Source organism: Labrys sp. E2SS-1L (assembly GCF_057073705.1).
This window is the reverse complement of the sequence record NZ_CP172713.1, coordinates 1,247,812-1,265,522: the sequence shown is the minus strand read 5'-3', so window position 1 is coordinate 1,265,522 and position 17,711 is coordinate 1,247,812. Positions and strand designations below refer to the sequence as shown.

Annotated in this window: 16 protein-coding genes; 10 read left to right on the top strand and 6 right to left on the bottom strand. The window is 62.8% G+C overall.

Annotated elements, in window-relative coordinates; all coding sequences use genetic code 11:
- The first annotated feature begins 111 nt into the window (after positions 1-111).
- The 10 genes from derI to dhaL all read left to right on the top strand — a co-directional run bounded on the left by derI (position 112) and on the right by dhaL (position 12,388).
- Positions 112-567 carry a D-erythrulose-4-phosphate isomerase gene (gene derI / locus ACIGJE_RS31395; RefSeq protein WP_149250112.1) on the top strand — a complete coding sequence of 152 codons (456 nt, stop codon included), beginning with the start codon at positions 112-114 and terminating at the stop codon, positions 565-567.
- A gap of 116 nt (positions 568-683) precedes the next feature.
- Positions 684-1,673: an ABC transporter permease gene (locus ACIGJE_RS31390; protein WP_415080954.1), complete on the top strand. Its 990-nt coding sequence runs from the start codon at positions 684-686 to the stop codon at positions 1,671-1,673.
- A gap of 91 nt (positions 1,674-1,764) precedes the next feature.
- Positions 1,765-2,763 carry an autoinducer 2 ABC transporter substrate-binding protein gene (locus ACIGJE_RS31385; protein ID WP_311937013.1) on the top strand — a complete coding sequence of 333 codons (999 nt, stop codon included), beginning with the start codon at positions 1,765-1,767 and terminating at the stop codon, positions 2,761-2,763.
- 185 nt (positions 2,764-2,948) lie between these two features.
- Positions 2,949-4,517, top strand: a complete 1,569-nt coding sequence (locus tag ACIGJE_RS31380; protein ID WP_483680577.1) for a sugar ABC transporter ATP-binding protein — start codon at positions 2,949-2,951, stop codon at positions 4,515-4,517.
- Between the two features lie 5 nt (positions 4,518-4,522).
- On the top strand, positions 4,523-5,545 hold the full coding sequence (locus ACIGJE_RS31375; protein ID WP_415081144.1) for an ABC transporter permease: 1,023 nt from the start codon (positions 4,523-4,525) through the stop codon (positions 5,543-5,545).
- A gap of 53 nt (positions 5,546-5,598) precedes the next feature.
- Positions 5,599-6,543 (top strand): carbohydrate kinase family protein, encoded by a 945-nt coding sequence (locus ACIGJE_RS31370; RefSeq protein WP_415080958.1) that lies wholly within the window; start codon positions 5,599-5,601, stop codon positions 6,541-6,543.
- Between the two features lie 566 nt (positions 6,544-7,109).
- Positions 7,110-8,054: a substrate-binding domain-containing protein gene (locus ACIGJE_RS31365; protein WP_367624756.1), complete on the top strand. Its 945-nt coding sequence runs from the start codon at positions 7,110-7,112 to the stop codon at positions 8,052-8,054.
- Between the two features lie 76 nt (positions 8,055-8,130).
- Complete coding sequence (locus ACIGJE_RS31360) at positions 8,131-9,630, top strand: sugar ABC transporter ATP-binding protein (RefSeq protein ID WP_415080961.1); 1,500 nt, start codon at positions 8,131-8,133, stop codon at positions 9,628-9,630.
- A 67-nt stretch (positions 9,631-9,697) separates the two neighbouring features.
- The gene (locus ACIGJE_RS31355) at positions 9,698-10,585 is read left to right on the top strand and encodes an ABC transporter permease (RefSeq protein ID WP_415080963.1); all 888 of its coding nucleotides are present in this window, start codon (positions 9,698-9,700) and stop codon (positions 10,583-10,585) included.
- 36 nt (positions 10,586-10,621) lie between these two features.
- Positions 10,622-12,388: a dihydroxyacetone kinase subunit DhaL gene (gene dhaL, locus ACIGJE_RS31350; RefSeq protein WP_415080965.1), complete on the top strand. Its 1,767-nt coding sequence runs from the start codon at positions 10,622-10,624 to the stop codon at positions 12,386-12,388.
- Positions 12,389-12,596: 208 nt separating this feature from the next.
- Here the strand turns inward: dhaL and ACIGJE_RS31345 are convergent, their stop codons facing one another.
- From ACIGJE_RS31345 to ACIGJE_RS31320, 6 genes are all read right to left on the bottom strand, one after another.
- Positions 12,597-13,550 carry a sugar-binding transcriptional regulator gene (locus ACIGJE_RS31345; protein WP_415080967.1) on the bottom strand — a complete coding sequence of 318 codons (954 nt, stop codon included), beginning with the start codon at positions 13,548-13,550 and terminating at the stop codon, positions 12,597-12,599.
- A 270-nt stretch (positions 13,551-13,820) separates the two neighbouring features.
- A complete protein-coding gene (locus ACIGJE_RS31340; protein ID WP_311936983.1) occupies positions 13,821-14,252 on the bottom strand; it encodes a PPC domain-containing DNA-binding protein in 432 nt (143 codons plus the stop codon).
- Positions 14,253-14,314: 62 nt separating this feature from the next.
- Positions 14,315-14,641 (bottom strand): MoaF-related domain-containing protein, encoded by a 327-nt coding sequence (locus ACIGJE_RS31335; RefSeq protein ID WP_394311527.1) that lies wholly within the window; start codon positions 14,639-14,641, stop codon positions 14,315-14,317.
- 27 nt (positions 14,642-14,668) lie between these two features.
- Positions 14,669-15,868, bottom strand: coding sequence for an MFS transporter (locus ACIGJE_RS31330; RefSeq protein WP_415081146.1), 1,200 nt, complete (start codon positions 15,866-15,868; stop codon positions 14,669-14,671).
- Positions 15,869-15,880: 12 nt separating this feature from the next.
- A complete protein-coding gene (locus ACIGJE_RS31325) occupies positions 15,881-16,705 on the bottom strand; it encodes an aldo/keto reductase (RefSeq protein ID WP_483680573.1) in 825 nt (274 codons plus the stop codon).
- Between the two features lie 18 nt (positions 16,706-16,723).
- Positions 16,724-17,707, bottom strand: a complete 984-nt coding sequence (locus ACIGJE_RS31320; RefSeq protein ID WP_483680571.1) for a TIGR03571 family LLM class oxidoreductase — start codon at positions 17,705-17,707, stop codon at positions 16,724-16,726.
- Positions 17,708-17,711: the final 4 nt, after the last annotated feature.

The window sequence follows — 17,711 nt, the reverse complement described above, 5'->3', positions numbered from 1 at the left end:
GAGCGTCGATATTGACAATTGTCAAATAAGGATCGACAAATGTCAAGAACTGCAAAAACGAACAAGAACCATGGCCGTCGGGCAGCCGGCTTGCCTTGGGAGGGAACCACAATGAAGATTGCTCTTGGCGCGGACGGCGCAGGAAAGCCCCTGCTTGATGTCATCGCGCATCATCTGGCCGGTAGGGGTGACATCACGGTTACCGATCTGAGCCGGCCGGGCTACTACGCCGACATCTCGAAGGTCCTCGCCGAAAGCGTGGTCAACGGCGAATATGATCGGGGGCTGTTGTTCTGCGGCACCGGAATCGGCGTGTCGATTTCGGCGAACAAAGTGCCAGGTATCCGCGCCGCCCTGACCCATGACACCTATTCAGCGGAAAGAGCCGCAAGGTCCAACAATGCTCAGATCATTGCCATGGGCGCCCGTGTGATCGGTCCGGAACTGGCTAAAGCCATCGTCGACGTTTTCCTCGCATCCAGCTTCGATCCAAACGGGCCGTCGGCGGACAACGTCAAAGCGATCGATCGTTTGGATGCAGGCAAGGCAAATGCATCCGATGCTTGAGGCTGAACGATGGAGCGCGGCAATGAACTCTTGCGCAACCGACAAAGAAGCTGCCCCGCCGGCGGACCTGGCCGGCCTCGCCGGAAAAACGCAGCCTTCGGAAACGGGAGGAAAAAGTGTCGTCATATAGCCTGAACCGGCAGGCGCCTTTTCTGCTGTTGATCAATTGCGCGGTGCTCGCCGCCGGAGCTCTGTTGGCGGGCTCCAGTTTCATCGACAGCTACAATCTGCAATCCATGGCGTCGCAGGTTCCCGAACTCGGCCTTCTGGCACTCGGCGTCATGCTGGCCATGATCTCGGGCAATGGTGGTATCGATCTGTCGGGTATCGCTTTGGCGAACCTTGCCGGTATCGCCGCCTTTCTGGTGACGAGCCACTTCATCGTCGCCGATGACGCGCCGACCCTGTTTTTCTGGAGTTTCACCGGTCTGGCGCTTCTCGTGGGCCTGGTCGGCGGCTTCGTAAACGGAAGCGTGATCGCCTATGCGCGGCTGACGCCCCTGATCGCGACACTGGGGACGCAGCTCCTGTTTACCGGCATTGCGGTGTTCCTGACCAATGGCTCCGCGATCACCATGGGCTTTATCGAACCGCTGGATGACTTCGGCAACATGCCGGTATTCGGTATTCCCGTGTGCTTTGCGCTGTTTCTGGCGATCGCAGCCGGACTGGCATTTCTTTTGAAATACACGCCCTTCGGCATGAAACTCATGATGCTGGGAAGTAATTCCAAGGCAGCACGGTATGGCGGCATCAATGAAAAGCGTATGCTGCTTGTTACCTATACTCTATGCGGTGTGTTGTCTTCCGTTGCCGGGGTCATTATCGCGGCCCGCAATTCCTCGGTGAAATGGGATTATGGTGGCTCTTATGTGCTGATCGCCATTCTGATTGCCGTTCTGGCCGGCGTTAAGCCCGAAGGCGGATACGGCAAGGTGGTCTGTGTGCTGCTGGCTGCGACGGCGCTGCAGATTCTCTCGAGCCTGTTCAACTTCATGAACATTTCGAATTTCTTCCGCGACCTTGCCTGGGGCGTCCTGCTGTTGGCCCTCCTGGCCTTTTCGCGGGTGCACCTGGGCGTCTGGCTCAAGCCGAAGCGACGATAGCCCGGTTCGCGATCGGCTCGGCACCATCAAGATCCCATAGAACCGGCAATGCCGATCCTAGAAGACGATTTTGCTTAAAATGGAGGAAACTATGAGCAAAATTACCAAACTGGCAGCTTGTACGATGCTGGCAGGCGTGTTGATGGCTGGGGCTTCGTTCGCCCAGGACAAGCCATCCATCGTGACGGTGGTCAAGGTCACCGGCGAAAACTGGTTCATCCGCATGAATGAAGGCGTGGATGCGTTCGGCAAGGACAACCCAAGCTTAAGCGCCAGCCAGATCGGCCCCGCCAAGGCAGACGCGGCGCAGCAGGCCCGCATCATCGAAGATCTCGTCGCCAAGAAAGTATCGGCGATCGCGGTTGTTCCGATGGACCCGTCGGCACTCGAAGGCGTGCTTCGCCGAGCCTCTCAGCGTGGGATCAAGGTCATCACCCATGAGGGGGACAGCCTCAAGAATACCGATGTCGACATCGAAGCCTTCGACAACAAGGCCTTCGGTGCGCGTATCAACGAAAAGCTCTCCGCCTGCATGGGCAAGTCGGGCAAATGGACGTCGTTCGTCGGCTCGCTGGGCAGCTTGACGCATAACCAGTGGGTCGATGCCGGCGCGGAAAACGCCAAGAAATATCCGGGCATGGAACTGGTTGCCGCCAAGAACGAATCCTTCAACGACGCCAATCGCGCCTATGAAAAGGCCAAGGAGATCCTGCGCAAATATCCGGACATCAAGGGCTTCCAGGGCTCCTCTGCCATTGACGTGATCGGTATCGGCCGCGCCGTGGAAGAAGCTGGGCTTCAGGGCAAGGTCTGCGTCTACGGCCTCGGCCTTCCCAAGGATACCGGACCTTATCTGGAAAGCGGCGCCGTCAACCAGATCTTCTTCTGGGATCCCAAGGATGCCGGCTACGTCATGAACAAGGTCTCCGAGATGGTCTTGAAGGGCGAAGAGATCAAGGACGGGGTCAATCTCGGCGTGCCGGGCTACGAAAAGATGACCGTCATCAAGGGACCGGGCAAGGGCATCATCATGCAGGGCCAGGCTTGGGTGGATGTCGACAAGTCCAACTACAAGAAGTTCCCGTTCTGACAACGAGCATCGCTCGCCGATGCGTCTTCCGCCGGGCATCGATCCCGCGCCGGAAGGCGCGTCGGGGAGTTCTAGAGCAAGGCGCGTTCAGGTGTGAACGCTTGTTTGCTCTAACTCTTTGGTTCGACGCGTCTTTGCGATTTGAAGCGATTCAATCAAATCGCAAAACGCTATAGGAATTTGCCATGCACGCGACCGATCCCACGCCGCACTCTGTGCCGCCGTTTCTCGAGGTCAGAAACGTCCGGAAGTCCTTCGGCGGCGTCGTGGCGCTGAAGGATGTCAGCCTCACGATCCACGCGGGGCAGATCTATCACCTGATGGGGGAGAATGGCTGCGGCAAGAGCACGCTGATCAAGATCCTTTCCGGCGCCCAGCCTGCCGATGAGGGGCAAATTCTGATCGACGGCCAGTCGACCGGAAGCCGGGCCGGCGATCTGGGCGCGATCGGGGCGCTGCGGGCCGGCATCGAGACGGTCTATCAGGACCTGTCGCTCCTCCCCAACCTTTCTGTTGCCGAGAACGTCGCGTTTACCGAGCAGCTCGTCGAGGCGTCGGGGCGTCTGGTCCGCAGGCTGAATGTCACGGCGCTGCATGAAACGGCGCGCCGGGCCCTGGCGGAAGTGCATCTTCCGACCAACAGCGATTTTCTCACCCGCCGCACGGACACGCTGCCGCTTGCGACGCGCCAGTTGATCGCCATTGCCCGCGCCGTCGCCTCCGAAGCGCGCCTGGTCATCATGGACGAGCCGACGACATCCCTTACGCGCCAGGAAGTCGAAAATCTGCTGGGCGTTGTCGAGCGGCTGCGCGCCAAGGGCGTCGCGGTTTTGTTCGTCACGCATAAGCTCGACGAGTGCAAATTGCTCGGGGGCCGCGCAATCATCATGCGCGACGGGCTGAAGGTCGCCGAACTCGATGTCGCCGATCACAGCAAGGCTGAATTCAGCCGGTGGATGACGGGCCGCGAGATCGGCGAGACACGCTATCGCACCGACCCGAAACTTGGCGATGTCCTGCTCCAAGTCGAGAATCTCGAGGATGGCCGGGCTTTTCGAAACATCTCGCTGAGCGTGAGAAAGGGCGAGATATTGGGCGTCACGGGGTTGCTGGATTCCGGCCGCAACGAGCTGGCTCTGGCGCTGGCCGGCGTGAAGCCGGCGATTGGCGGCAAGATACGCCTGGCCGGCAAGACGATCGCGCCTCAATCGACGCTGCAAGCCATACAAAACGGCATTGGCTATGTGCCCGAGGATCGCCTTACCGAGGGCTTGTTCCTTGAAAAGTCGATCCAGGACAACATAACGCTGCCGATCCTGGATCGTCTGCGCAATGCGCTCGGCATCGTCAGTTCCCGCAGTGCTCGTCGCACCGCGGAAGCCAGCGTCGCCGACCTGCAGATCGTCGCGCCGGACGTGGCGGTTCCGGTTCAGTCCCTTTCCGGCGGCAACCAGCAAAGGGTGCTCATCGGGCGGTGGCTCACCATCAACCCGAAACTGCTCATCCTGCACGGGCCGACCGTCGGCGTGGATGTGGGGTCGAAAGACACGATCTTCCGGATCATCCAGCGCCTGGCCGATGAAGGCATGGCAGTCATCATCATCAGCGATGATTTGCCGGAGCTTCTGCAGAACTGCGACCGCATTCTCGTCATGCGCCACGGCGGCATCGTGGCCGCGCACAAGGCCGAAGGGCTGACGGAAGACGCGATCTATCAATCCATGGCCGGCACGTCGAAGGAGATCGCGCAATGACCGAGATGGCATCGCCGACCGCTGCCGACCCCCGGCGCCGCGGCTTCCTGCTCCGCGGGTGGGACTTGATGGGGCGCCGGCCCGAGCTCTTCACCTTGGCGCTGACGATTGCGACCTGCTTGGTCGTGATCGCCGCCAATCCCGACTTCCTCCAGATGAGCAATATCGTCGACATATTGCGTGCGTCGGTGGTGCGCGGGCTGTTTGCGATGGGGGTGCTGGTCGTGCTGGCGTCCGGGGGCATCGACGTGTCGTTCACGGCGATTGCCGCCTTCGTGATGTATGTCCTGACCATGGTCGTCACGAACTGGTTCCCGGGCATGCCGATGATGGTCATCCTGATCCTTGCGGCCCTCGGCGGCGCGGCCTTTGGAATCGTAAACGGGCTGCTCGTGCAAAAACTCCAGGCCCCGTCGCTGATCGTCACGATCGGCACGCAATATGTCATCCGCAGTTTCCTGCTGACCTTCATCGGGACCGCCCTGTTCATGAACATCCCGGCCGCGATGGATGCTTTCGGCAAGGCCTCGCTGTTCACCCATCGCGCCTCGAATGGCGTTGTGTCCGTGTTGCCCGCGACCGTTCTGGTGCTGGCCGTAGCCGCTCTCGTCACATGGTACATCCTGGAGCGCACGCTGATGGGCCGCGCCATCTTCGCCATCGGCGGCAATTCTGCGATTGCCGAACGTCTTGGCATCAATCTGTTTCGCGTGCGGGTGTTCGTGTTTGCCTATGCCGGGCTGCTCGCCGGCATTGCCGGTGTGATCCACGTTTCGAGCAATCGCCTCGCCAATCCGTTCGATCTGGCCGGCATGGAGCTTGAAATCATCGCGGCCGTCGTTCTGGGTGGCGCCCGCATCACGGGCGGCTCCGGATCGGTGATCGGGACGCTGCTTGGCGTGCTCCTGATAACGCTGGTCAGCAACGTGCTGATCTTCGTGGGTATTCCAAGCACGCTACAACTGGCCATCGTCGGCATCTTCATCCTGATCGCGGGCACCATTTTCGCCTTGCGCAATCGTAGCTAGCAGGCGCCTGCAGCGCCGCCAGCCAATCATGTGTCTTATTTGATGAGGTTTCCATGTCTCACGACGTGTCGGTCATTGGGCTTTATATTCTCGACGTGCTCGGACGCCCGGTCGATGCCATTCCAGCCGGCGGCAATGTGGAGTTCATCGACGAAATCAGGCTGACCGTTGCAGGCACCGCCGGTGGAACGGTGGTGGATCTTGCAAAACTTGGGCTGAATTGCCTTGCAGTCGGTGCCGTGGGCGACGACGAGAAGGCAGATTTCGTTCTTGCAACTCTTCAGCGCTTCGGCGTCGATACGGCTCAGATGCAGCGCCTGACAGGTGTGCCGACATCGTCGACCATCTTGAATATCCGGCGCAATGGCGACCGGCCGGCGCTCCATGCCCGAGGGGCCTCCGATCACTTCGAGGTTGCCGAAAGCGCCCTAGATGCGGTGCTGGCTCCGGCGATCATCCACCTGGGTGGTACCGGATTGTTGGCCAGACTCGACGGAGAGCCGAGCCGCAAATTGCTGGCCGAGGCAAAGGCGCGTGGGCGGACGACAACGTTCGACCTGCTCGGGGCCAATGACGGCACGCTCGATCTTATTGCGCCCCTGTTTCCCTATATCGACTATTTCATGCCCTCCATCGAGGAAGCGCGGCAGATCTCCGGCACGTCCGATATCGAGAGTGCGGGCCGGTTCTTCCTCGATCGCGGCGTGAAACATTGCGTATTCACGCTCGGCGGCGATGGCGTGTGCTTCATGGACGCTCACGGCGAGATCGTTCGCCAGCCGGCCTTCCAGATCGAGGTGGTGGACACGACCGGATGCGGCGATGCTTTCGATGCGGGTTTCATCACGGCCCTGCATCGCAGGATGGATCTGAAGACCGCTTTGAATTTTGCCCAGGCATCGGCGGCACTGGTGGCGACGGGTCTCGGCTCCGACGCAGGCATTCGCTCGTTCGATGATACGTTGGCCTTCATGAATACCGTGCCGATCAAGCACTGAACCGGAAGCGTCCCGCAAATCCGGCCCTCATGACCCAAAGGCGGGCGGCAGCCTCGGGCAACGACGCGCTTCGTTCGGCAGAGGAGGCACGTTTGCCGAAAGGCTGGCCGCGAGGCTTGGATCTCTGCGATCCAGGATCTGCAGACCGTCGGCCTCGCGCCTGCTGCGCAGGCGAGGGGATATAGTTCCGCGCCGCTCTGGTCAGCGGCCTGCGTGATCGAAACGGCTTCGCCCCATCCTGCGTTCGACTTGATCAGGGGCCGTTGCCCGGCGCTTCGTGCCCGCCCCACGGCATGCCAGTGCGGCCAGGGAGACGTCAAACGCCGCCGCAAGGCCGCCGATCGAGCCAGACGATCCTTCTCCAGATCCTGCAATTCAAAGACCCGGCCCCCGGCCGTGAGGCGCCCGATGGCTCCCGCGGATGCCTCTATCCATGCGCTCCTATAACTCTTGTAAAAATGAAAATACATGTGTATCGATTGCCGAAGGCGGCCGGAACTGACTGCAGTCAGCCGGTACGCTGCAGGCGGACTTGTTCTGCCTGTCGACCATAGAGGGAGGACTCCATGAATAAGCTCGCGACGCTGATCGCATGTGCCGCTTTTGCTCTGCCCGCTACAGCCCTGGCTCAAAGCGCGCCCGGTACCGTCAAGAAGGACAGCTATCGCTTTGTCATCGTGCCGAAGGTCGTCCATCCCTGGTTCGACAAGGTAAATCAGGGTGCCCAGCAGGCTGCGGCGGCACTGAAGGCGCAAACGGGCGCCAATGTCGAAATCGTCTATTCCGCTCCCCAGTCCGCGGATGTCGTGCAACAGAACCAGATCCTGGACAGCGCGCTCGCCACGCATCCCGATGGCCTGGCGATCGATCTTCTGGATCCTTCGGGCAACCGCGCTTCGCTGGAAGAAGCCCAGGGCCAGAAGATCCCGCTCGTCCTGTTCGATTCCGTGCCGCCCGAGGGCATGTCGATCACCCATATCGGATCGGATTTCTGCGAACAGGCCAAGATTGCTTCGCGCCGCCTCGTCGAACTTCTCGGCGGCAAGGGCGAAGTCGCCATCATGATGGGCGTGCCGACCGCGCCCAACCATGCGATCCGGGCTGATTGCCATCGCAAGGTGTTTGCCGAAAATCCCGGCATCAAGGTTGTGGCCGAAGGGATCGACAACGACAGCATCCAGACCGCTCAGCAGCAGGCCGCCGCCATCATGCAGGCGCATCCCGATCTCAAGGGCTGGGTTGCCTCCGATGCCGCGGGGCCGATCGGCATCGGCCAGGCCATCGTCGAAGCTGGCAAGCAGGGCAAGGTCACGCTTGTCGGCCTCGATAACCTGCCGGAAATGCTCGATATGATCCGCAATGGCGTCGCGGAGAGTTCATCGGCGTCCCAGCCTGAACTGCAGGGTTACTGGTCTGTGATGATGTTGTGGGCAAAGGCGACCGGAGCGCCCGTTCCCGATTTCATCGACACCGGCAACGCCTTCCTGACCAAGCAGAATGTGGGCGGCTGAGCATCTTTCGCAAGTAGTAAACAGGCGCGGGTTCCTTGGCCCGCGCCTTATTCGTCCACAGTGAAAGACTTGGTCCATGGCCTATCTTGAAACCACCGGACTGGGCAGGGACTTTCCCGGCGTGACTGCGCTCAATGGGGTCGATCTCAAGGTCGAGCTCGGGCGCACTCATATCCTGGCCGGCGAGAACGGGGCCGGCAAGTCGACCCTGGTCAAGATTCTCACCGGCACGGAGCTTCCCTCGCGGGGGACCATCAGGATCGATGGCGGCGATCCCACCGAAGAGCCCTCCCTTTATCGAAATATCGCCTATGTGCCTCAGGAACTCACGCTGTTTCCCCAGATGAGCGTTGCTGAGAACCTCTTCATGCCCCTGAACCGCACGGGCCACGGTGGCATGCTGTTCAACCGTCGCGCCCTGATGGCGGAGGCGCAGGCCTATCTCGACCGTTTCGGCATCGAGGCCCGCCCCCAGGATCTCGTGGCCAATATTTCGGTCTCGGATCAGCAACTGCTCCAGATCGCACGCGCTTCCACGAACAAGAATATGAAGGTGCTCATCCTCGATGAGCCGACCTCCGCGCTTACCGGCGTCGAAGTCGAGCGTGTCTTCAAGGTCATGCGCGGCTTCCTCGATCGCAACCACGCGATTATCTTCATCAGCCACAAGATGGATGAGGTTTTTGCCATCGGCGACGACTATACGGTTCTGCGCAATGGCGAGAAGATCGAGAGCGGACAGATCGCCGATATTTCGGAGCCGGATCTCATACGCGCCATGTCCGGTCGTCATGTGGCGCTGGACGAGCATTTCCATCCTGCGGGCAACGCGACCGCTACGATCATGGAAGTCAGGGGCCTGACCGGTCCGCGCTTCAGCGATATTTCATTCGATCTTCGCCGCGGCGAAATCCTTGGGTTCGCCGGCCTTGTCGGGGCAGGGCGCTCCGAAATCATGCAAACCATCTTCGGCTATCGCAAGGCGACCGCCGGCAAGGTCATGGTTGCGGGTAAGGACTGGCAGCTCAACGATACGTCCCGCTCGGTCGAGGCCGGCATGCTCTATCTGTCCGAGGAGCGCAAGCTTCACGGCATATTCCCGCAACTTTCGCTGCGCGAGAATATCGGCATCTCCATCCTGCCGCTCACCGTCGGCCCCTTGGGCATCAGCCAGAAGCGAGAGCGCAGCGCGGTCCAGACCATCATCGACGAGTACGGCATCCGCACCGCCGGCATGGGCAAGCGTATCTCGCATCTGTCGGGCGGCAATCAGCAAAAGGCGATCATCGGTCGCGCTTTGGCCACGCGGCCGCAGATCCTGATTTTCGATGAGCCGACCAAGGGCATCGACATTCGCACCAAGACGGAAATCTACCGGATCATGAAGAGGCTGGCCGAGGAAGGCGTCGGCGTCATCCTCATTTCGTCCGAGATCGCCGAACTGCGCAAATGTGCCAGCCGCATCATAACCATGCATAACGGGCGCCTGACCGGCCAATACGTCACGGCCGACACGGCCACGGAAACGCTGGTGGGCGCCATATTTGGAACCGAGATGAACGCCGATGTCGCCTAAATCACTTGCCACGGTCCTGCGCGATCCGCTCGCGGGAGTCCTTGCGGCCCTTGCGGTCATCTTCGCCTTGTCGGCGATCGTTTCACCTTATTTCCTGACCTCCTACAACATGTCCGTCGTAGCACGCGGCATCGCCTTCGTCGGGCTCATCACCATCGCGCAGTCCATGCTGATGGTGCTGGGCGAACTCGACCTGTCGCTGGGCGTGATAGGCGGCCTCTGCGGGATCGCCTCCGGTGTCCTGATGATGAAGTTCGGCATCGAGCCCTATACGGCAATGCTGCTCGCCATCGCCCTCGGCGCGACCCTGGGGTTTGCCAACGGGCTGCTTGTCACCGGCTTGCGGCTGCACTCGCTCGTCCTGACGATCGGCACAGCAGGCATTTATGGCGGCGCGAATCTGGTCCTGACGCGCGGCGTGGCCATCACCGGTATTCCGCAGCAGATCCAATATCTGGGCCGCGGCGACCTGTTCGGTGTGCCTGTTCCCTTCGTGGCGATGATCGGCGCCCTCCTCGTCGCCACCTTCGTCATGGTGAAAACACCGTTCGGCCGCTACATGTATGCGATCGGCAACAACCGGGGCGCCGCGCGCATGCTCGGGATCCGTGTCGACCTCGTCCGTCTGATCGTGTTCGTGGCGGCCGGCGCTCTCGCGGCGCTGGCGGGTGTCCTCATGGTGGCGCGCCTGGGAACGGCCCAGCCATCCATCGGCGATACCTGGGTGCTGGCCCCCATCGCGGCGTGCGTGATCGGCGGCGTCGCCACCACGGGCGGCGTGGGCAGCCCGATCGGAGCCATTCTCGGCGCCGGTATCATTGCCATCATCGAAAATATCATCGTCCTGTTTGGCGTATCGCCCTACTGGCAGGGCATTGTCTCGGGTGCGATCGTCGTGCTGGCAATCTCCTTTGATGCCATCTCTCGTCGCTATCTGCGCGGCGAAGCAGCTTGAACGGACATGATTGAAGAATTCGCGGAACAAGAAACGATGAACGAACAAGTCTCCACCAAGAAGCTGATCAATGCGCCCGAACAGATCATCCAGGAAATGATCGAGGGCATGACGGGCGCACATCCCGACCTGCTGCGCGTGGAAGGGCAAACAGGCCGCGCCATCGTCGCCGTGGACGGACCGCGCGCCGGCAAGGTCGGCATCGTGATCGGCGGGGGATCCGGCCATGAGCCTGCCTTTGCGGGCTATGTGGGGCGCGGCCTTGCGGATGCCGCTGCGGTAGGCAATGTCTTCGCTTCTCCGTCCCCGGCGCACATCGTCGAAGCGGCGCACGCCGCCGATGGAGGCGCCGGCGTGCTGCTGCTCTATGGCAACTATACCGGCGACGTGCTGAACTTCACCATGGCGGCGGAGGAACTGGCCGGAGAAGGCGTGAATGTGCGCCAGGTCGCCGTGGCAGACGACGTTGCCTCCGCGCCGCCCGAACGCAAGAACGAGCGTCGCGGCATTGCCGGCGATTTCTTCGTTTTCAAGATCGCCGGCGCTGCCGCCGATCTCGGCGAGCCCCTCGCACGGGTGGAAGCGCTGGCCCGCGCGGCGAATGAAGCAACTTGCTCCATGGGCGTGGCGCTCAGTCCCTGCTCCCTGCCGCAAACAGCCAAGCCCAATTTCACCATCGGTGCCGAAGACATGGAAATCGGCATGGGCTTGCATGGCGAGCCGGGCATTCGGCGCCAGAAACTGGCGACGGCCGACGTCGTCACCGACGAACTGATGGACAATCTGGCCAGGGAGCTCGCACTCAAGCAAGGCGACCGGGTCGGCGTCCTGGTCAATGGCCTCGGCGCCACATCGCAAATCGAACTCTATGTGATGTTCCGGCGCGTCAAGCAGCGCCTCGATGCCCTCGATGTGAAGATCCACGCGTCCTGGGTGGGCGAATACGCGACGTCGCTGGAAATGGCAGGCGCTTCGGTGACGCTGATGAAGCTCGATGACAGACTCCAGGCTCTGCTTGACCATCCCTGCCGGACTTTGGCCCTGACCGTCGGCGCAATGGAACCGGTCGTGGAGAAGGGCACGGTGCGGCGCCAGCCGGAACGGACGCCCGATCGTGGCTCGACGACAATGGAAGCCGCTCGTGAACTCATCGCCGATGGCGACATCACGCCCGCCCTGTTCCGGGCCATGATGCAGAATGTCGGCGACCAGATCATCGCGGAGAAGGATTGGCTCTCCGAGCTCGACGGGGTCATTGGCGACGGTGACCACGGCGTCACCATGGAAGTCGGCTGGCGGGCGGTGCAGAAGGCTCTTGACGATGGGCCGGACAATGAGGCGATCGAGGGCATATGCAAGCGCATGGCCAAGGCCTTTCTCGATGCCGTCGGCGCTTCTTCGGGGCCGCTTTACGCGACCGCTTTCCTGCGGGCAGGCACGGCGGTCGGTAATCGTCTCAATCTCGATTCCGAAGCCTTGGCGGCCTGGCTTTCCGCGGCCTGCCAGGGGATCCGCGACCGTGGACGCGCCGAGCCCGGTGACAAGACCATGATCGATGCCTGGGTGCCGGCCGTCTCCGCGGCTCTGGAGCGCGCGCAGGAAAAAGGCTCGACACTCGATATCCTGATTGCCGCAAGGGATGGTGCCAAGGATGGCATGGAGGCTACGGCGGCAATGGAGGCGCGGCGCGGCCGCGCCGCCAAACTCGGGAAGCGCTCCATGGGGCATATCGATCCGGGTGCGGCTTCGACCTATGTCATGTTGAGGGCGATGTCCGAAGCGCGCGAGCGCGCCGTCGGCTGAGCCCGACAAGGCGGCGTGCACGTCCTGGTCAGCTTGGCCGAGGTGTTGAAAGAAACGGGACATTTGTCGCCGCCGGGCCTGCCCCGGCGGCCACGATGTTTGGCCCGCTCGCAAGGACGATGCTTGGTCGGTCAAGCATCGATGCTGTAGGTTATCGTTGTCGCATCGCTTTTGCCGAAAACCGGCATCCACTTTTCGGCACGATGCTCTAGCGTGGCCCCTGCAGAAGGGCTCTGGCAACCGATTCATTGGTTACGAGGCGGTTGACATATCCTGCCCGCAGGATCGCCCGGATAATCGGGATCTTGTCGGTGCCTCCCGAAACCAGCACCGAGATCGGCTTTATCTTGAGCTTGTCAGGCGGCAGGGCGATGGTCGACTCGTTGAGAAAGTGGTCGACGGGGCGGCCCTGGTAATCCAGGAAGCACCCCATGAATTCGCCGACGGCGCCCAGATTGAGAATGGCGTCGAGATGATCCTTCACGACCCGGATCTGCGTGAGCGAAGTGTCATGCGATAGCGGGCCGCAGGAAACGAGGCCGATGTCGGCAATTTCCGTGCGCGCCAGGACATCAGTCAACTCCTCGTTCAGAAGCACCGCGTTGCGGCTTTCTGGATTGGCGCAATAGATCGGCGCCGTCAAATAGTGGCATTCCACGCCGAGGGAGCGGGCGAAGGCCGTCGCCACCTCGAAGGTATTCGTCGAGGAACCGCTGGTGACACCGCCCGTCAGTCCGACCACCCAGCTGGTCGGTCGCAGCTTCGCCGTCAACGCGCGCACGGCGTAGCTGAGCGTGCGGCCCGAACCGATGCCCACGCCCATGTCCTGACCATTGATCAGGGAACTGGCGAGCATGCCGGCCGCCTCGCCGATGACGCGCTTCTGCTCGAGATAGTCCGTCACGTCCGGCACCACGACCGACTCGACCAGGCCGTATCGTGCCGAAACCCTCTCCGCGAGATCGATGCAGTCACTCAGCGGCAAGCTGACCCGGATCTGCACCTTGCCTGTATCCCGGACCTGGCCGATGATCTTGTTCACCTTCAGCCGGGTGATGTTCATGCGCTCGGCGATTTCCTGCTGGGTCTGGCCTCCCACGAAATAGAGCCAGGCCACGCGGGCGCGCTCGAGTTCCTCGGCAAGATTCGCCCCGGCTGGCATGGTATCTTCTAACTCGCTGCTGGGCACGGGGTGATCCTGTAGAATGGGGCATCCGGTATAGCCGTGCGGCGTAAGCCGTTGCAAACCTTGTCACAGGTGATCCGGTGCCGAAACAGGGTTTTCCTCCCTTTCTGCCGAGAGTTGCGCCCGGCTCGGCGCATCGTTTTCCGTCAGCTCATGCTGCCCTGCGCAACGCGTTCGGCGCGGAACGCCGCGTCCCGGGGAAAGACCGCCGATCGGGCCGCGAGTGCGGGATCCGCGATCTTTGCGTCAGAGCTGCAGCACATTCGCGCCGATCGACGGATCGAGCGCCCGCTCCAGTCGCGTCGGAAAGACCGACACATGGATCTCCAGCGAGCCACGACCGACCTCGAGCGCAAGCAGGTGGCCGCCGAAGGTTTGGAAGGTGCTGTCCGCCGCCACGCCGTGGGCGTGAATCGCGGGCTCGCCATCCTTCCAGGCCAGGGTGCCGGTCATGTTGGCGAGCTCCAGATTCTCGATGGTTTTCGGGCGATAGGCCTTGTTGTCGAAATCGAAGAACCCGAAGGTCGCTTGCCGTAGAAATCCGAAGCCGACAAAGCCGGCAGCCGGCACCGCTTCCTCCTTCATCAGGGCTTCAAGCCGCGCGAAGACGTCGTCGCCCTGCCGCAGGACCATGAAATAGCCGTCCGGCGTTTGAATGTAGCGCCTGTGCTCGAGCATTCCAGGCCTCCTGGACCGTTGCTGCAGGCCTGGTTGCGCCGTCGGCACCAGGCCTGCCACCCTTATGATGCAGCGAGCGGCCGCAGGCTGCCTTCCAGGCGGAAGAACGTGCCATCCGGCGTCGTGAAAAAGGCGAGCGAGCGCCCGGCCTCGAAGTCGTCGATATGGACGACCGTGGAGCCGTCGGCCTCCTGCCAGGAGATGGCATAGGACTGTCCGGCCAGATGCCGCCATTCGAAGCCGACAGTCGCCTTGTTGCCGGTCAGCGGTCCCTTGGTGATCTCATAGCGGAGTGAGGGGCCATCCGATGCATAGGCATTGGTGGCGACGAGGTCGCCGTAGTCGACCTCGAACTGCTGTCCGGCCAGAGGAAATGCGATAGGATTCATGTTCGTTTCACCTTTGCGATCGTTGGCTCAGGCCTGGCAGGCGAGGGCAGTCCGTGTCCGGCCGAGCCACACCAGCGCCAGGCCGGCTGCGGCAAGCGCACCGCCGGCCACGGGAACCGCCGCGTAGCCCCAGCCAAGGCTGATGACCCCGCCGCCGACAGCCGCACCGACCGCATTGCCGAGATTGAAGGCGCCGACATTGATCGAGGAGGCCAGGCCGGGTGCTTCCGCCGCCGCCTGCATCACCCGCATCTGTACCGGCGGGACGATGGCGAAGGTTGCAGCACCCCAGGCGAGCAGCCCGATCGCCGCCCCGACATGGCTCGTCAACACCAAGGGCAACAGCACCATGATAAGCGCGAGGGCGGCGAGGAAGATCTTGGTGGCGCCGTCGAGAGACCAGTCGGCGAGGCGGCCTCCCAGGCCGTTGCCGAGGGTGAAGCCGACGCCGATCAGCACCAGCGCGAGCGTGACGAAGGTGTCCGAGGCGCCGGTGAGGTCCGCCAGCACCGGAGCGACATAGGTGTAGAGCGTGAACATGGCGCCGGCACCCATCACGGTCGTCGCCATTGCCAGCAGGACGGCCGGGCGGATGAGGACGCCGAGCTCGCGCTTGACGTTCGGCACCTTGCCGGGCTCTCCCTTCGGCAGCGCCAGCCACAGCGAGGCGATGGCGAGGAGGCCGAGCACGGCCGTACCGGCGAAGGCCATGCGCCAACCGATCTGCTGGCCGATCCAGGTGGCTGCGGGTACGCCGCCGATATTGGCGATCGTCAAGCCCATGAACATGGTCGCGACCGCGCTGGCCTGCTTCTCCTTGGGCACGACACTGGCGGCAACCACGGCGCCGAGACCGAAGAAGGCGCCGTGGTTGAGGCTGGTGACCAGCCGCGCGAGCAGCAGGGTGGCATATCCCGGCGCGAGCGCCGACAGGATGTTGCCGACGGTGAAAATGCCCATCAGCAGCATCAGGGCGGCGCGCTTGCCGAAACGACTGAAGGCGAGCGTCATGATCGGGGCGCCCAGCATCACGCCGATCGCATAGGCACTGACGAGCATGCCGGCCGTCGGGATCGTGACACCCACGCCGTCGGCGATGACCGGCAGCAGGCCCATGGGCGTGAATTCGGTCGTCCCGATGCCGAAGGCGCCGATGGCCAAGGCGAGCAGGGGCCAGTTGAACCCCTGCCGAAGCTCGTCGCCGGAAGCGACACCGTTCGTGCTCATCATCGATCCTCCTCAGGCGTCCCAGGCCGGGGCGAGACCCGGAGGGTTGACGAGGCGTCCATCCGGACGGGCGAGCGCGCCGATCACCGCCATGTCGTCCTCACTCAGGACGAAGTCGAAGATCGCGACATTCTCGGCTACGCGCTCGGGCCTGGCGGTCTTGGACAGTGCCACGAAGCCCTGCTGGACCAGCCAGCGTAGCGCAACCTGCGCGGCGCTCTTGCCGTATTTCGCGCCGATGCGCTGGAGCAGCGGATCGCGGGGCACAGCGCCGTCGGCCATGCCGTAATAGGCGCTGACGACCAGGCCCATGGACTTGGCGGCCGCGGCGAGGGCGCGTTGATCGAGATAGGGGTGAAGCTCGACCTGGTTGGTGACGATGGGCGCCTGGCTCAGTGCTACCGTCTCCTTCATCTGGGCGATATTCTGGTTGCTCACGCCGATGAAGCGGGTCTTGCCGGCGGCCTGGACGGCGTTCAGCATTTCGACCTGATCGGCGATGGCGACCTTGTCGCCCGGCCAATGCAGCAGCAGGAGGTCGACCTGGTCGACCTTCAGCCTGTCGAGGCTTTCATCGACCGAGGCCGCGAACCTGGCCCGGCTGTAGTTGTCGACCCAGACCTTGGTGGTCAGGAACAGCTCCTCGCGCCGGGCGCCGGCGGCCTGGAGGGCGCGGCCGAGCGCGGCCTCGTTCTGATAGATCTGGGCTGTATCGAAATGGCGGAAGCCGGCTTCGAGGGCAGCGGGAACGACGCGCTCCACTTCGGCATCCGACATGCGGAACACGCCGAAACCGAGGGTGGGGATTACAGCGCCATGGACATTGATGGTCTGCATTTTCGTCTCCTGGGATCGTCAGGCGGCCAGCGCCGCGGGTTTCCTGGTCAGCATCGGCATGACGTCCGATGCGAGTTCATCGAGGACTTCGCCAGGCGGGCGGGCCGACTGCCGTAGATTGATGGCGACGTGATCGACACCTGCCGCCGCCAAGGCGCGGAAATGCGCGACAAGGCCCTTGCGGCCGACACGGGCGCCGAAGCGGATCGGCGTCGCCGGCGCGTCGGCCTGGTCGAGCAGATCGAGGTGGAAAGCGCTGATGAAAGCGCCGTGCCCGGCCGTCGCATCGGCCCAGCCGTGCGCCTGCCGGGCGGTCTTGTCGAGGCTGCCCGGATAGACGAAGCGGCCGTCCATATGGGCGGCGAGCCAGGCGTCGTCCTGCCGGGCCTGGCCGGCCACCACCAGGGGAATCGTCGGCTGCACCGGCCTCGGCAGCAGGTCCAGCGCCGGCGCACGCTCGCCATTCACCGGCAGGCCGCCGGGCTGCCAGGCCGCACGCAGATAGGTAACCGCCTCCCGGAAGGCTTCGCCGCGGGCCTCGAAATCAAGGCCGAGCAGTGGATATTCGACCGGCCGGTCGCCCGAGGCCACGCCGAGGATCAGGCGGCCGCCGGAGAGGGCGTCCACCGAGGCCGCCGCCTTGGCCGTCATCAGGGGATGGCGGATCGGCAGGACGACCGCGGCGGTACCGAGGGCCACCCTGCGGGTCACGCCGGCGAGAAAACCGAGCAGGGTGAAGACATCGTAGACCGAGCCGGCATCGCCCATGTTCACCTGGTCGAAGACAGGCACGTCGCGCATCCAGATCGCCGAGAAACCGAGGTCGTCGGCCTTGCGGACAAGATCGGTCTGCGCGCTGAGATCGGGAACGCCGCGCGGGCGCCCTTGCGCCGCTCGCCGGGCCTCGCCGGCGGGCGACCAGTCATTGTCGAGCGGCAATTCGATGCCGAGGGTCATGCGATCCGGCTTGCGGATCAGTTCCAATGCGGAATTCTTTTTCATGAAT

Coding starts and splice junctions, on each gene's coding strand:
- ACIGJE_RS31335 (WP_394311527.1), bottom strand. CDS start 14,641: ATGAATCCTATCGCATTTCCTCTGGCCGGACAGCAGTTCGAGGTCGAC.
- dhaL (WP_415080965.1), top strand. CDS start 10,622: ATGAACGAACAAGTCTCCACCAAGAAGCTGATCAATGCGCCCGAACAG.
- ACIGJE_RS31385 (WP_311937013.1), top strand. CDS start 1,765: ATGAGCAAAATTACCAAACTGGCAGCTTGTACGATGCTGGCAGGCGTG.
- ACIGJE_RS31365 (WP_367624756.1), top strand. CDS start 7,110: ATGAATAAGCTCGCGACGCTGATCGCATGTGCCGCTTTTGCTCTGCCC.
- ACIGJE_RS31325 (WP_483680573.1), bottom strand. CDS start 16,705: ATGCAGACCATCAATGTCCATGGCGCTGTAATCCCCACCCTCGGTTTC.
- ACIGJE_RS31330 (WP_415081146.1), bottom strand. CDS start 15,868: ATGAGCACGAACGGTGTCGCTTCCGGCGACGAGCTTCGGCAGGGGTTC.
- ACIGJE_RS31340 (WP_311936983.1), bottom strand. CDS start 14,252: ATGCTCGAGCACAGGCGCTACATTCAAACGCCGGACGGCTATTTCATG.
- ACIGJE_RS31380 (WP_483680577.1), top strand. CDS start 2,949: ATGCACGCGACCGATCCCACGCCGCACTCTGTGCCGCCGTTTCTCGAG.
- derI (WP_149250112.1), top strand. CDS start 112: ATGAAGATTGCTCTTGGCGCGGACGGCGCAGGAAAGCCCCTGCTTGAT.
- ACIGJE_RS31320 (WP_483680571.1), bottom strand. CDS start 17,707: ATGAAAAAGAATTCCGCATTGGAACTGATCCGCAAGCCGGATCGCATG.
- ACIGJE_RS31360 (WP_415080961.1), top strand. CDS start 8,131: ATGGCCTATCTTGAAACCACCGGACTGGGCAGGGACTTTCCCGGCGTG.
- ACIGJE_RS31375 (WP_415081144.1), top strand. CDS start 4,523: ATGGCATCGCCGACCGCTGCCGACCCCCGGCGCCGCGGCTTCCTGCTC.
- ACIGJE_RS31345 (WP_415080967.1), bottom strand. CDS start 13,550: ATGCCAGCCGGGGCGAATCTTGCCGAGGAACTCGAGCGCGCCCGCGTG.
- ACIGJE_RS31370 (WP_415080958.1), top strand. CDS start 5,599: ATGTCTCACGACGTGTCGGTCATTGGGCTTTATATTCTCGACGTGCTC.